The sequence below is a fragment of the Streptomyces shenzhenensis genome, from assembly GCF_021462265.1.
In the GTDB taxonomy this organism is placed as follows: Bacteria; Actinomycetota; Actinomycetes; order Streptomycetales; family Streptomycetaceae; genus Streptomyces; species Streptomyces shenzhenensis.
On sequence record NZ_JAJONF010000029.1, the window covers coordinates 75,803 to 89,958 of the forward strand.

The 14,156-nt window shown below is 70.3% G+C and carries 9 protein-coding genes; 6 read left to right on the top strand and 3 right to left on the bottom strand.

Features of this window, described 5'->3' with window-relative positions; translation table 11 throughout:
• Nucleotides 1-4: 4 nt before the first annotated feature.
• Nucleotides 5-1,831, bottom strand: a complete 1,827-nt coding sequence (locus LQ326_RS30905; RefSeq protein WP_234542339.1) for an acyl-CoA dehydrogenase — start codon at nucleotides 1,829-1,831, stop codon at nucleotides 5-7.
• A 176-nt stretch (nucleotides 1,832-2,007) separates the two neighbouring features.
• Between LQ326_RS30905 and LQ326_RS30910 the strand changes: the two genes are divergently transcribed.
• The 4 genes from LQ326_RS30910 to LQ326_RS30925 all read left to right on the top strand — a co-directional run bounded on the left by LQ326_RS30910 (nucleotide 2,008) and on the right by LQ326_RS30925 (nucleotide 7,477).
• Nucleotides 2,008-2,490 (top strand): SseB family protein, encoded by a 483-nt coding sequence (locus LQ326_RS30910; RefSeq protein WP_181805049.1) that lies wholly within the window; start codon nucleotides 2,008-2,010, stop codon nucleotides 2,488-2,490.
• A gap of 382 nt (nucleotides 2,491-2,872) precedes the next feature.
• Nucleotides 2,873-4,828 (top strand): NHL repeat-containing protein, encoded by a 1,956-nt coding sequence (locus LQ326_RS30915; protein ID WP_234542340.1) that lies wholly within the window; start codon nucleotides 2,873-2,875, stop codon nucleotides 4,826-4,828.
• 113 nt (nucleotides 4,829-4,941) lie between these two features.
• Entirely contained in the window at nucleotides 4,942-5,919 is a 978-nt protein-coding gene (locus LQ326_RS30920; RefSeq protein WP_234542341.1) for a pirin family protein, read from the top strand.
• A gap of 499 nt (nucleotides 5,920-6,418) precedes the next feature.
• Nucleotides 6,419-7,477 carry an AI-2E family transporter gene (locus tag LQ326_RS30925; RefSeq protein ID WP_234542342.1) on the top strand — a complete coding sequence of 353 codons (1,059 nt, stop codon included), beginning with the start codon at nucleotides 6,419-6,421 and terminating at the stop codon, nucleotides 7,475-7,477.
• A 48-nt stretch (nucleotides 7,478-7,525) separates the two neighbouring features.
• On the opposite strand, the gene LQ326_RS30930 is transcribed toward LQ326_RS30925, so the two are convergent.
• Nucleotides 7,526-9,640 carry a SpoIIE family protein phosphatase gene (locus LQ326_RS30930; RefSeq protein ID WP_234542343.1) on the bottom strand — a complete coding sequence of 705 codons (2,115 nt, stop codon included), beginning with the start codon at nucleotides 9,638-9,640 and terminating at the stop codon, nucleotides 7,526-7,528.
• Nucleotides 9,641-9,808: 168 nt separating this feature from the next.
• Here LQ326_RS30930 and aspS point away from each other — a divergent pair, with 168 nt between their 5' ends.
• The gene (aspS, locus tag LQ326_RS30935) at nucleotides 9,809-11,572 is read left to right on the top strand and encodes an aspartate--tRNA ligase (protein WP_234542344.1); all 1,764 of its coding nucleotides are present in this window, start codon (nucleotides 9,809-9,811) and stop codon (nucleotides 11,570-11,572) included.
• A gap of 143 nt (nucleotides 11,573-11,715) precedes the next feature.
• A complete protein-coding gene (locus LQ326_RS30940) occupies nucleotides 11,716-12,645 on the top strand; it encodes an intradiol ring-cleavage dioxygenase (protein WP_234542345.1) in 930 nt (309 codons plus the stop codon).
• Between the two features lie 65 nt (nucleotides 12,646-12,710).
• Here the strand turns inward: LQ326_RS30940 and LQ326_RS30945 are convergent, their stop codons facing one another.
• Entirely contained in the window at nucleotides 12,711-14,117 is a 1,407-nt protein-coding gene (locus LQ326_RS30945; RefSeq protein WP_234542346.1) for an FG-GAP-like repeat-containing protein, read from the bottom strand.
• Nucleotides 14,118-14,156: the final 39 nt, after the last annotated feature.

Sequence of the window (14,156 nt, forward strand, 5' to 3'; positions counted from 1 at the left end):
ATCCTCAGAAAGCCGCCTCGTCCAGATCCATCAGGTCGAGGTCGACGTCGGCCGCGACCTTGCGGGCCAGGGTGACACCCGGCAGCACGTTGGCCGCGAAGAACTTCGCCGCCGCGATCTTGCCGGTGTAGAACGGCACGTCCTTGCCGGTGGCGGTCTCCAGCTTCTCGGCGGCGATCGCGGCGCCCTTGAGCAGCAGGTAGCCGACGACCACGTCACCGGAGGCGAGCAGCAGGCGGGTGGTGTTCAGGCCCACCTTGTAGATGTTCCTGACGTCCTGCTCGGTGGCCGCGAGGTCGGTCAGCATCAGGCCGACGATGGCCTCCAGCTCGACGGCCGCCTTCGCGAGGTGCTCACGGGCGCCCGCCAGCTCCTCGCCGCCCGTCCCCAGCGCCAGGAACTTCTTGATGTCCTCGGCGAGGGAGTTCAGCGCCGCGCCCTGGTTGCGGACGATCTTCCGGAAGAAGTAGTCCTGGCCCTGGATCGCGGTGGTGCCCTCGTACAGGGTGTCGATCTTGGCGTCGCGGATGTACTGCTCGATCGGGTACTCCTGGAGGAAGCCGGAGCCGCCGAAGGTCTGCAGCGACTGCGCGAGCTGCTCGTAGCCCTTCTCGGAGCCGTAGCCCTTCACGATCGGCAGGAGCAGGTCGTTGAGCGCGTGCTCCGTCTTCGCGTCCTCGCCGGCCGCCTCCTTGACGGCGATCGCGTCCTGGATGGAGGCCGTGTAGAGGACGAGGGCGCGCATGCCCTCCGCGTACGCCTTCTGCGTGAGCAGCGAGCGGCGCACGTCGGGGTGGTGGGTGATGGTGACCTTCGGCGCGGTCTTGTCCATGAAGTTCGCGAGGTCGGGGCCCTGGACCCGCTCCTTGGCGTACTCCAGCGCGTTGAGGTAGCCGGTCGACAGCGTCGAGATGGCCTTCGTGCCGACCATCATGCGGGCGAACTCGATGATCCGGAACATCTGGCGGATGCCGTCGTGCCGGTCGCCGATCAGCCAGCCCTTGGCCGGGTGGCGGTCGCCGAAGGTCATCTCGCAGGTGTTGGAGGCCTTCAGGCCCATCTTGTGCTCGACGTTCGTCGCGTAGACGCCGTTGCGCTCGCCCAGCTCGCCGGTCTCGAAGTCGAACAGGTACTTCGGGACGAGGAAGAGGGACAGGCCCTTGGTGCCCGGACCGGCACCCTCGGGGCGCGCCAGCACGTAGTGGAGGATGTTCTCCTCCATGTCGTGCTCACCGGAGGTGATGAAGCGCTTCACGCCCTCGATGTGCCAGGAGCCGTCCTCCTGCTGGATGGCCTTGGTGCGGCCGGCGCCGACGTCCGAACCCGCGTCGGGCTCGGTGAGCACCATGGTCGAACCCCAGGTCCGCTCCACGGCGATCTGCGCGATCTTCTTCTGGACCTCGTTGCCCTCGTCGTAGAGGATGCCGGCGAACGCCGGGCCGGAGGAGTACATCCACACGGCCGGGTTCGAGCCGAGGACCAGCTCCGCGTACGACCAGATCAGGGACGGGGGAGCCGTCGTGCCGCCGATCGCCTCGGGCAGGCCGAGCCGCCAGTACTCGGACTCCATGAAGGCCTTGTAGCTCTTCTTGAAGGACGCCGGCACCGGGGCCGTGTTCGTCTCGGGGTCGAAGACCGGCGGGTTGCGGTCGGCGTCCGCGAAGGACTCCGCCAGATCGTTCTCCGCGAGCCGGGTCAGCTCCTCGAGGACGCTCTTCGCGGTGTCGGTGTCCATCTCGGCGAACGGGCCGGTGCCGTACAGCTTGTCGCGCCCGAGCACTTCGAACAGGTTGAATTCGATGTCGCGGAGGTTGGACTTGTAGTGCCCCATGGTGACGGCTCCGTATCCGGATCGGCGAGGCACTGAATCCTCGCGCAAGCTTTCACATACCAACGAGTAGTTCCGATGATGCTACCCGTCGGTAATAAGACGCAACCCCCATCGGGTGAAGTGTGAGAAGGGTCTACCTTCTCGCGGACGCCGCGTGTCTCGGTAGGCTTGCGCGCATGTATGGATACGGCCAGCCCATGGACGGTGGGGCCGCTCAGCAGCAGTACGCCTCGTCGCAGCAGCAGATGGCCGGCGGTCTCGGCGGATACGGCCAGCAGGCGCCGCTCTACCCCGAGCCGTCCCCGCCCTCGCTCGCGGACGCGGTGCGCGCCTTCACCACCGGGCAGGTGACGGCCGAGGACTTCCAGCAGGTCTTCGCCACGTCCAAGGTGTACTGCCCGCGCGGCGACAACCCGGGCTTCCTGGCCCTGCACAACACCCAGCAGCCGGTGATCCCGATGTTCACCTCGCTGAAGGAGCTGCGCCGGTACGCGGGCAAGGAGTCCAAGTACTTCGTGATCACCGGCGCGGAGGTCATCGACCTTCTCCCGACCGGCTACGGCTTCGTCCTGGACATGGAGGGCGAACACCGGATGGTCTTCGACGCGAAGGCCGTCGAGCAGATGGTCGACTTCGCGATGCGGCGGATGTACGGCTAGCCGCTCCGACCCGAGGCCGCGATCTGCCGATCGCGGTGCCGTGGTGGCGGGCCGCTCCGCCGAGTTCCCGGCTTCGCCCGAGCCCGGGGACCCCCATCGCGGTGGTGGCCGCGTACCGGATACGGCCCCGCACCCCTTCGGGGCGCTGCCGAGCCGCGGCGGACCTCGGCGGACCCGCTCCGGCCGCGACCCCTGGACGGCGTCCTTCGAAGGCCGCTCCCCGGAAACTCACCCCCTGTCTGTCACAGCCATGCCATAGGCTGCCCTGTGGCAGCCGCGCCCCGCGCGCACCGCTCTTCTCGCGGTCGTGCACGGGTGCCGCGCGGCGCTCTCATCCACCCGGCCAACCCGGGTTCTCACTGGGGGTTTCATCACTGTGCGCATGCGCAGCACTTCGGTCGCGACGGCGCTCGCGGTCGTCTTCAGCTCGGCGGCGCTGAGCGTCGTGGCGGCGGGGACCGCCTCGGCGGCCGCCACCACCGTCACCAACATCGGCGGGTTCGTCGTGGACGGCGCCCTCCAGCGGGTGTTCGTCGGCGACGCGGCGAACGGCCGGATCGTCGCCTCCGACTACAACGGCACCCTCGTCGACTCGGACGCCGGCCTCGGCAGCGTCAGCGACCTGGCCCTGTCGGACGACGGCAGCACCCTGTACGCGACCCTGCCCAACACCCACCAGGTCCTCGCCCTCGACCCGGCCACGCTGGACGTGAAGACGACGTACAGCATCCCGACCGACACCGGCCCCCGCCACGTGGCCTTCACCGGCGGCAAGGCGTGGTTCTCGTACGGTGACCAGTGGGACGGCGACATCGGCTCCATCGACCCGACGGTGGACCCGGCGGGCGGTACCGACCCGGTGGCGATGGCACAGTTCCCCACCGACGGCACCTCGGTCGGCCTCTGGGGCCCGGCGCTGCTGGACACCGACCCGAACCGGCCGGGCGTGCTGGCCGTCGGCCAGACCGGCATCTCCACCGACTCCATGGCCGTTCTCGACGTCTCCGGCGGCACCGCCAAGGCCACCGCCTGGTACTTCGGCGACTACACCCTGAACAGTGGTATCGCGGACATCGACCTCGTCCCCGGCGCCGACCAGGTGCTGGTCAACGGCACCGACCGGGACGCGTGGGCGGACGGCAAGTTCAGCAAGGCCGGCTCCTACCCCGGAGCGTGGGGTGCCGACATCGCGCCGAACGGGCTGGTGGCCCAGTTCAACGCGGGCAAGGTCGCCGTCTACCGGCCCGACGCCACCAAGCCGCTGCGCACCTACAGCCTCGGCACCTCGACCGACTACGCCACCGGAAACCTGCGCTGGGCGCCGGACTCCTCGCGGATCTTCGCGCTGGCGTCGAACGGCAGTTCCTACACGCTGAAGGTCCTGACCCAGCCGACGCTCAACGTGCCGACGCTCACGGTCAACGCCCCGAGCTCGGCGCCCCGCGCCAAGAAGCTCACCGTCACCGGCAAGCTCTCGGCGACGGTTCCGCTGCCCGCCGGTGCCAGGCTCTCCGTCACCCGCACCGACATCGAGAGCCCCAGCGGCAGGACGCTCGCCGCCGTCACGGTCAAGGCGGACGGCACCTACTCCTTCGCCGACACCCCGCCGGCCGGCGGCACGGTCACGTACAAGGTGACCTACGCGGGCGACGCCGGGCACACCACCGCCACCGCCTCCGACAAGGTGGCGGTCTCCCGCACGGCGACCGGCCTGAGCCTGAACAACAACGGCAAGCTGTACAACTACGGCGCCGACGTGAAGTTCACCGCGCACCTGGGGACGACGTACAAGAACCGTTCGGTCAGGATCTACGCGGACCCCTTCGGCGGCGACAAGCCGAAGAAGCTGATCAAGACCGGCAAGGTGGACTCCCACGGCAACATCACCGCCTGGGTGGACATGACCCGCGACACGGCCGTCTCCGCGGTCTTCGACGGGGACGCCCGCTACGCGCCCAAGACCGCGAAGGTCACCGCGTACGCGCGGGTCAAGGTCTCCACCGCGGTCTCCAAGCACTACAAGACGGCGAAGATCGGCTCGACGTCGTACTACTGGTTCCACAAGAACACCGACCCGATCCTCACCACGACCATGACCTACTACCCGGGCCGCGAGCAGCGCCTGGACATCCAGGTCTACTACCAGGGCACGTGGTACACGACGGACTCCGAGTACTTCCCGGTCGCCTCGAACGGCAAGTCGGGCGTGCGCCTCGGGGCGCCGGGTGAGTCCGGGATCCGGGCGCGGGTGCGTTCGGCGTACGTCAACGGCTCGTCCGGCGACTCCGTGAACTCCACGACGTACGGCGCGTGGAAGTACCTCTACTTCAGCAACTGATCCCCTGATCGGGGGATGACCGGGCCCGGAGGGAATGTCCTCCGGGCCTTCTCCGTTAAGGGTGGCAGAAAGTTCAACGCTCAACTAAACTGGGCGCACAAGGAGGAGCCAACATGCCTGCAGTGACTGTCGAGAATCCGCTCACTCTGCCTCGGGTGGCCACCCCGGCCGACGCGGTGGCCCGTCCCGTGCTCACCGTCACGACCGCGCCGAGCGGTTTCGAGGGTGAGGGTTTCCCGGTGCGCCGGGCGTTCGCGGGGATCAACTACCGCCACCTCGACCCGTTCATCATGATGGACCAGATGGGTGAGGTGGAATACGCGCCGGGCGAGCCCAAGGGCACCCCCTGGCACCCGCACCGCGGCTTCGAGACCGTCACCTACATCATCGACGGCATCTTCGACCACCAGGACAGCAACGGCGGCGGTGGCACGATCACCAACGGCGACACCCAGTGGATGACCGCGGGCTCGGGCCTCCTGCACATCGAGGCCCCGCCGGAGCAGCTGGTCATGTCCGGCGGTCTCTTCCACGGCCTCCAGCTGTGGGTGAACCTGCCGGCCAAGGACAAGATGATGGCGCCGAGGTACCAGGACATCCGCGGCGGCAACGTCCAGCTGCTGACCACCCCCGACGGCGGCGCGCTGCTGCGCGTCATCGCCGGTGAGCTGGACGGCCACGCCGGCCCCGGCATCACGCACACCCCGATCACGATGATCCACGCCACGCTCGCCCCGGGCGCCGAGGTCACGCTGCCCTGGCGCGAGGACTTCAACGGCCTCGCCTACGTGCTGGCCGGCAAGGGCTCGGTGGGCGCCGAGCGCCGCCCGATCCACCTCGGCCAGACCGCCGTCTTCGGCAGCGGCTCCTCGCTGACCGTCCGCGCGGACGAGAAGCAGGACTCGCACACGCCGGACCTGGAGGTCGTACTCCTCGGCGGGCAGCCGATCCGTGAGCCGATGGCCCACTACGGCCCGTTCGTCATGAACACCAAGGACGAGCTCATGCAGGCCTTCGAGGACTTCCAGAAGGGCCGCCTGGGCACGGTCCCGGCCGTGCACGGCATGACCGAATCCGGCCCGCAGTCCTGACCGACACCGCCCTCCCGGGAGGCCCGACGCACCAGCGCCGGGCCTCCCGCCGTCCAACGACCTGCCCTCTTGCCCGACCGGGTCGTCTTCCGTCTTTCGGTCTGGCGTCTGGAGTGGCCGAGTTCGCCTTCCGTTCTCCGGCCTGGCGTCTGGAGTGGCCGAGTAGCCCTTCCGTCTTTCGGTCTGGGCTTTTGGGCGGCCGAGTCGCCCTCCTGCCTTCCGGTCTGGCCTCTTGGGTGGCCGAGTCGTCTTCCGTCTTTCGGCCTGGCGTCTTGGGTGGCCGGGTCGCCCTCCTGTCTTTCGGTCTGGGCTTTTGAGTGGCCGAGTCGCCTTCTGTCTTTCGGCCTCGCCTCTTGAGTGGCCGAGTCGGGTGGTGGGTGGGCGGAGGTTTCGGGGGGTCCGGGGGGCGGAGCCCCCTGGTACGGCGGCTGGGGGCGCGTTCACTCGGGAGGGGGTGTACGGCGGGGCGTTCGCCGGCCTCGCATGGTCCGCTGGACGCGTGCAGCTGTTGCCCGAGCCCGTGCGCCGTTTCGCCGCGTGGTGTGCCGTACTGCTGCTGGCCGCCGCCGTCGGATACGTCGGCATCCTGCTCTGCTCGGAGTTCCGCACCGCGGTGATCCCGGTGCTGCTCGCCCTGCTCGGCACCGCGCTCCTCGGCCCCCTGCACCGCCGGCTCGTGCAGGTCGGCGTGCACCGCTCCGTGGCCGCCGGACTCACCTGCGTCGCCGTCGCGGCCGTCGTCGGCGGTGCCGTCTACATCGTCGTCGCGGCCCTCGTCGACACCGGGGACCAGATCGTCGCCTCTCTCAAGGAGGCCGCGAAGTCCCTGGCCAAGCACTTCGGGGCCGCCGGGACCTCGCTCGGCGACCTGGCCGGCAACGCCCGGAACCTGCTGAGCAGGTTCGGCGGCACCGCCGCCTCCAACGTCATCAGCGGGGTGAGCGTCGTCGGCGAGAGCATCGCCATGGCCGTCCTCGCGCTGCTCCTCGTCTTCTTCTTCCTGCGCGACTCGCACCGGGTGGTCGACGCCATCCGCTCCGCCGCGCCCGCCTCCGGCGCCGACATGGTCGAGGCCATGGCCCGCCGTGCCTTCGAGGGCATCGAGGGCTTCATGCGCGGCACCACCGTCATCGCGTTCATCGACGCGGTCTGCATCACCGTCGGCCTGCTGGTCCTGCGCGTACCGGGGGCCTTCGGACTGGGCGCGCTCGTCCTCGTCGGCGCCTACATCCCCTACCTCGGCGCCTTCATCTCCGGTGCCGTCGCCGTCCTGGTCGCCCTCGCCGACCGCGGCTTCGTCATCGCGCTGTGGGCGCTGGGCGTCGTACTCGCCGTGCAGGTGCTGGAGGGGCATGTGCTGCAGCCCGTGATCCAGAGCCGCACCGTGCAGATGCACCCGGCGGTGGTGATGCTGGCCATCACCGGGGGCGCCTCGGTCGCCGGGATCCTCGGCATGCTGCTGGCCGTACCGCTCACCGCGGCCGCCTTCGGGGTCGTACACGAACTGCGCACCCGCTACGCGGGCGGTCAGCGTCCGCCGGCTGACGCCACGGGCTGACGCCACGGGCTGACGCCACGGGCTGACGCCCCGCGCCGACACCAGCGGCTACGACTTGACGCCCTCGTACAGCTCGAACCAGATGCTCTTGCCCTGCCCGCGCGGGTCGACGCCCCAGGCGTCCGCCAGGATCTCGATGAGCACCAGACCGCGGCCGGAGGAGGCCAGTTCGCCGGGGCGGCGCTTGTGCGGAAGGTCGTCGCCGGCGTCCGTGACCTCGATCCGCAGCCTGCGCTCGGGGGCCTGGCCGGAGACCTCGGCGAGCAGCAGCGCGTCCGCGTCGGTGTGGACGAGGACGTTCGTGAGCATCTCGGAGACCAGGAGGGCCGCGGAGTCGACCTGGTCGGGCGAGCCCCAGTCGTGCAGCAGTTCGCGCACGTGCTGGCGGGCCTCGGCGATCCGCTCGGGCTCGTCCTGGGCCACCGACAGCAGGGTCCGGCGGATCCGCGGCCGTACCGCCAGGGGTTCGTCGCCGGCCCGGCCGACGCCCGGCCGGGACAGCAGCAGGACCGCTATGTCGTCCTCGCGGCGGTCGGCCAGCGGCCCGGTGGTGTGGTGGGAGGAAGGGCCGTGCACGGCCTGGACCAGCCCGTCGGCCAGTTTCTCCAGGTCGCCGTCGTCGTGCTCCTCCATGATCGTGCGGATCCGCTGCCAGCCGCTCTCCATGTCGTGGCCGCCGGTCTCGATCAGACCGTCGGTGCACAGCATCATCGTCTCGCCCGGTTCCAGGGCGAACCGCGTCGTCGGATAGTCGGCGTCCGGGTCGATGCCGAGCGGCAGCCCGCCCGCCGTCGGCCGCCGCAGCACCGTGCCGTCGGCCATCCGGACCGTCGGGTCCAGATGCCCCGCACGGGCGATCTCCAGCACCCCGGTCGCCGGATCCGCCTCGACGTACAGGCAGGTCGCGAAGCGCAGGTCGGCGTCGTCCTCGGCGTAGGTGATCCCGTGCAGGAACCGGGAGGCCCGGGAGAGCACCGCGTCCGGGCGGTGGCCTTCCGAGGCGTAGGCGCGCAGCGCGATCCGCAGCTGGCCCATCAGGCCCGCGGCCCGTACGTCATGGCCCTGGACGTCGCCGATGACCAGGGCGTGCCGGCCGGAGGGCAGCGGGATCATGTCGTACCAGTCGCCGCCCACCTGGAGGCCGCCGCCGGTCGGTATGTAGCGGGCGGCCGTGCCCATGCCGGGTATCTCGGGGCCCAGCGTCGGCAGCATGGAGCGCTGGAGGCCGTCCGTCAGCTCCCGCTCCGAGTCCGCGATCCCGGCCCGGGACAGGGCCTGCGCCAGCATCCGGGCCACCGTGGTGAGCACGGACCGCTCGTCGGGGGTGAACGACACCGGGTAGGTGAAGCCCGCCATCCAGGCGCCCATGGTCCGGCCGGCCACCGTCAGCGGCAGGAAGGCCCAGGACCGGCGGCCGAAGCGCTCGGCGAGCGGCCAGGTCACCGGGTAGCGCGAGCGGTACTGCTCGGCGGAGGAGAGATAGACCGCCCGCCCGGTCCGTACCACCTCGGCGGCCGGGTAGTCCGTGTCCAGCGGCATGCTGGTGAAGAGGCTGTCCTCATCGATGTCCTGGCCGTGGCTGCCGGTCATCATCAGCCGGTCGCCCTTGACCCCGTAGACCACCAGCCCGTCCGGGGAGAACCCGGGCATCGACAGGCCCGCGGCGACCCGCAGCACTTCCTGCGTGGACCGCGCCTCGGCCAGTGCCCGGCCCGCGTCCAGCAGGAACGCCTCCCGGGAGCGCCGCCAGTCGCCGGTGACCGGGTGCTGGGCGGCGGTACCGGGGGACGGTTCGGAGACCTCCTGGATGGTGCCCGTCACCCGGTACACGCGCTCCTTGGAGTCGTACACCGGCCGGAAACGGCTGCGCACGGTGCGGATCAGCAGGCCCCGCTCGTCCATGACCCGCAGCCGGACTTCCCCGAGGGTCCCCTCGACCGCGGCCAGCCGGGTGATGCTGGTGTTCTCGTTCCAGTCCACGGGGTGGAACCGGGACCGGACCAGGGCCTCCGACAGGACGGACGGTTCGGCGGGCAGCCCGATCAGCCGGGCCGCCTCCGCGTCCGCGGTGACCAGACCGGTGGCGGTGTCCCAGTGCCACAGCCCGGTCGCGAGGGCGGCGAGCACGTCCTCCACGGCGGGCAGGGGCTCGCCAGTTCGCATTGCCCCACTTTAAGAAGATGAGATCGAAGACTGCCACTGTTTCCGGTGGGATAAATGGTGGGGAGGCGATCTTTGGGTGCCCGGTACCCTTGATGGGTCCGGGCCCGGTGGCCCGTCCCGGTCGAGGAGAGCACCTCGGCAGAACCCGAAGAAGAGGAACATCCGACGATGCATCGGTACAGGTCCCACACCTGCGGCCAGCTCCGCGCCTCTGACGTCGGCACCGACGTCCGGCTGAGCGGCTGGCTGCACAATCGGCGCGACCTGGGCGGCATCCTCTTCATCGATCTGCGCGACCACTACGGCATCACGCAGCTCGTCGCCCGCCCCGGCACCCCGGCGTACGAGGCCCTGGACAAGTTCTCCAAGGAGTCCACGGTCCGCGTCGACGGCCGCGTTGTTTCACGTGGAACCGAGAACATCAACTCCGACCTGCCCACCGGCGAGGTCGAGGTCGAGGTCGGTGAGGTCGAGCTGCTCGGCGCGGCCGCCCCGCTGCCGTTCACGATCAACACCGAGGACGGGGTCAACGAGGAGCGGCGCCTGGAGTACCGCTTCCTGGACCTGCGCCGCGAGCGCATGCACCGCAACATCATGCTGCGTACGGCCGTGATCTCGGCCATCCGCCACAAGATGGTCGCCCTCGGCTTCAACGAGATGGCCACGCCGATCCTCACCGCGACCTCCCCCGAGGGCGCCCGTGACTTCGTCGTCCCCTCCCGCCTGAACCCGGGCAAGTTCTACGCCCTGCCGCAGGCCCCGCAGCAGTTCAAGCAGCTGCTGATGATCTCCGGCTTCGACCGCTACTTCCAGATCGCGCCCTGCTTCCGCGACGAGGACGCCCGCGCCGACCGCTCGCCCGGTGAGTTCTACCAGCTCGACGTCGAGATGAGCTTCGTCGAGCAGGAGGACGTCTTCCGCCCGATCGAGCAGCTGATGACCGAGCTCTTCGAGGAGTTCGGGGGCGGCCGGCACGTCACGTCCCCCTTCCCGCGGATCCCGTTCCGTGAGGCGATGCTGAAGTACGGCTCCGACAAGCCGGACCTGCGGGCCCAGCTGGAGCTCGTCGACATCACCGACATCTTCGAGGGCTCGGAGTTCAAGGCCTTCGCCGGCAAGCACGTCCGCGCCCTGCCGGTCCCGGCGGTCCAGGACCAGCCCCGCAAGTTCTTCGACCAGCTCGGCGACTTCGCCGTCTCGCAGGGCGCCAAGGGCCTGGCCTGGGTGCGCGTCGGCGAGGACGGCTCGCTGAGCGGCCCGATCGCCAAGTTCCTCACCGAGGAGAACGTGGCCGAGCTCACCAAGCGGCTCCAGCTGGCCGCCGGGCACGCCGTCTTCTTCGGCGCGGGCGAGTTCGACGAGGTCTCCAAGATCATGGGGGCGGTGCGGGTCGAGGCCGCGCGTCGCGCCGGGCACTTCGAGGAGAACGTCTTCCGGTTCTGCTGGATCGTCGACTTCCCGATGTTCGAGAAGGACGAGGACACCGGGAAGATCGACTTCTCCCACAACCCGTTCTCCATGCCCCAGGGCGGCATGGAGGCCCTGGAGACCCAGGACCCGCTGGACATCCTCGCCTGGCAGTACGACATCGTCTGCAACGGCGTCGAGCTGTCCTCCGGCGCCATCCGGAACCACGAGCCCGACATCATGCTGAAGGCCTTCGGGATCGCGGGCTACGACGAGGAGACCGTCGAGCGCGAGTTCGCCGGCATGCTCCGCGCGCTCCGCTTCGGCGCCCCGCCGCACGGCGGCATCGCCCCGGGCGTGGACCGCATCGTCATGCTCCTCGCCGACGAGCCCAACATCCGCGAGACCATCGCGTTCCCGCTCAACGGCAACGCCCAGGACCTGATGATGGGCGCGCCGACCGAGCTGGACGAGACCCGCCTGCGCGAGCTGCACCTTTCCATCCGGAAGCCGCAGCCGAAGTAAGGCTCGAAAGAACAGCACAGCTGAAAGAAGCTGAACGAAAGGCTCGAAACCGGCGTCGGTTTCGAGCCTTTCGCCTGCGCACCGCGCATTCACAGCTCTCTCCGATGTCCCCACGGACTCCGTCCTGTCTACGGTCCCGGACCATGACAGACACCCACTCCCCCACGGATGCTCAGTCCTCCGAAGAGAAAAGGAAGTTGGCCCGTCGTACGGTCCTGGCGGCCGGCAGTGCGGCCGTGACCGCGGTGGGTGTCGGCAGCGCCTTCGCGGCGAGCGACGGCGCCACCGCCGCCGCGTCCGGTGCCAGAACCGAGGCCTCGCCGTCCGCCTCGGAGGGCGCCTGCTACACGCTCACCTCCGAACTGGTCGAAGGCCCCTACTACATCGACGCCGACAAGCTCCGCCAGGACGTCACCGAGGACCAGGCGGGCATCCCCCTGCACCTCACCCTCAAGGTGATCGACGCGGAGACCTGCAGGCCGCTCAGCAACGCGGCCGTGGACATCTGGCACTGCAACGCCTCGGGGGTCTACTCGGGGTACGAGTCGAGCGGCAGCGGCGGAGGCAGTGGCGGCGGAGGCGGCACCCCGCCGACCGGCGCGCCGACCGACGCACCGACCGGCACCCCCACCGGACCCCCGCCCGGCGGTGGCGGCGGCCACCAGGAGCCGACCGACGACACGCGGTACCTGCGCGGCACCTGGCACACCGACCGGCACGGGCACGTCACCTTCAGGACCGTCTTCCCCGGCTGGTACCGGGGCCGCTGCGTCCACATCCACGTCAAGGTGCACGTGGACGGCGAGTGGACGGACGCCGGCTACGAGGGCGGCCACACCTGCCACACCGGCCAGCTCTTCTTCGACGAGAAGTCGGTGCTGCTCTCGGCCGAGGCGGAGCCCTACGCGAGCAACACCACCACCCGTACCACCCTCGACGAGGACACCATCTACCCCGACAACGGCCACGAGGGCGGCCTGCTCCACCTCGGGTACGACCGCCACCACATCGCCCGCGGCGTCCGCGCCCACCTGACCCTGGGCGTCGAACCGGACGAGACGAACAACGGCTGACGCCGGCACCCGTGACACGGGCGCCCGGGACTCGGGAACGAGAACCCCGGGCGCCTTCGGTGCGTTCAGATCACCGAGAGCAGTCCGTCGCCGCCCAGCAGGGTGCCCCACCCCTGGGTGAGGCCGATGGCGTGCGGCGTGATGACGCGGCTGCCCGTGGCCGTCGGCCGGGTGGCGCCGCCGGGGAAGACCCAGACGGCTCCGGTGGAGTTGTTCTCGCCCGCCGCGCCGACGAACAGCTCCGGCCTGCCGTCCTTGTCGACGTCCCCGACCGAGACCGTCGTACCGAAGAAGTCGTCGGTCTCAGCGGCGCCCGGCACCCCCGCCGTGTCCTGGGAGAAGGAGTACGAGCCGGTGCCGAGGGCGCCGCCGCCGCGGCCGGGGACGACGGTGACCTGACCGGCCCTGCTCCTGGCGAGGTCCTCGTACGGCGACCCGATCACGATGTCCGCGAGGCCGTCCCGGTTCAGGTCGGCCACCGTCAGCGACCCGCCGAAGCCGTCGCCCTTCTCGCTCGCGCCGGGAACACCGGCGGTGTTCTGCGTGATCTGGACGGGCGTCGTGTTCGTCGTGACCCCCGCGGCGGAGCCGTACCAGACGAGGACGCGGCCGCCCGTCGCGCCGTCCACGCCCGCCTTCTCCGGCTCGTCCGGGTCGCCGGCCACGAGGTCGGCGAAACCGTCGCCGTTGACGTCGCCGGCGGCCACGATGAGGCCGTTGCCCCGCAGTTCGTTGCCGTACGCGGGATTCACATAGACGTCGCCGCCGCTCAGGCCGGTGTCCCGGAACGTGGCGGTGGCCAGGTCCGGTACCGCGTCGCCGTCGAAGTCACCGAGCGCGACGGACAGGGGGGACAGGGTGTTCTCGTTGTCCACGGCAGACCCGAACGTACCGCTCCGGGTGAACGGTCCGGTGAAGTACACGGTCGCGTCCATCGCGCTGACCGCGACCCGTGTCCTCGATCCGCCGCCGAGGCCGAGCGCGGCGATGTCCTCACCGTAGCGGTGCGTCGAGGACAACGGCGACGGCAGGTCCGTGCCGCTCGTCAGGCCGCTCCTGCTGCCCCAGAGCACGGTCACCGCACCGGAGTCGGTGCCCTTCGAGGTGTCCTCGTCCGGCGTTCCGACCACCAGGTCGGCGTACCCGTCCCGGTTCAGGTCCGCGGTGGCCGTGGTGGCACCGAAGGCGTCGTGGGCCTCGCTGGCACCCGGCACGCCCGCGGTGTTCTGGGTGATGGTCCTACGGCGGCTCGTCGACAGCCCGGAGGCGGAGCCGTACAGCACGACGACCGCGCCCGCGCCTTCCTTGCCGGACACGTTCGCGCCCGGCGCGGGCAGGACCGCGTCGCGGTAGCCGTCGCCGTTGAAGTCGCCGGGCACGGCGCCGTGTACGGCGGCGGCCGGGACGGCCGGCAGCAGAACGCCGCCGACCAGAGCGGCGGCCATGAACGCGGCCGCACTCCAGCTGCGCATGAGTGACCCCCTGTGGTGCGCAAGTGGAGGAACTTTAAC

Excerpts from the sequence above, each read along its gene's own strand:
- LQ326_RS30930 (WP_234542343.1), bottom strand. The coding sequence starts at position 9,640 with ATGCGAACTGGCGAGCCCCTGCCCGCCGTGGAGGACGTGCTCGCCGCC.
- LQ326_RS30905 (WP_234542339.1), bottom strand. The coding sequence starts at position 1,831 with ATGGGGCACTACAAGTCCAACCTCCGCGACATCGAATTCAACCTGTTC.
- LQ326_RS30915 (WP_234542340.1), top strand. The coding sequence starts at position 2,873 with ATGCGCAGCACTTCGGTCGCGACGGCGCTCGCGGTCGTCTTCAGCTCG.
- LQ326_RS30910 (WP_181805049.1), top strand. The coding sequence starts at position 2,008 with ATGTATGGATACGGCCAGCCCATGGACGGTGGGGCCGCTCAGCAGCAG.
- LQ326_RS30920 (WP_234542341.1), top strand. The coding sequence starts at position 4,942 with ATGCCTGCAGTGACTGTCGAGAATCCGCTCACTCTGCCTCGGGTGGCC.
- LQ326_RS30945 (WP_234542346.1), bottom strand. The coding sequence starts at position 14,117 with ATGCGCAGCTGGAGTGCGGCCGCGTTCATGGCCGCCGCTCTGGTCGGC.
- LQ326_RS30940 (WP_234542345.1), top strand. The coding sequence starts at position 11,716 with ATGACAGACACCCACTCCCCCACGGATGCTCAGTCCTCCGAAGAGAAA.
- aspS (WP_234542344.1), top strand. The coding sequence starts at position 9,809 with ATGCATCGGTACAGGTCCCACACCTGCGGCCAGCTCCGCGCCTCTGAC.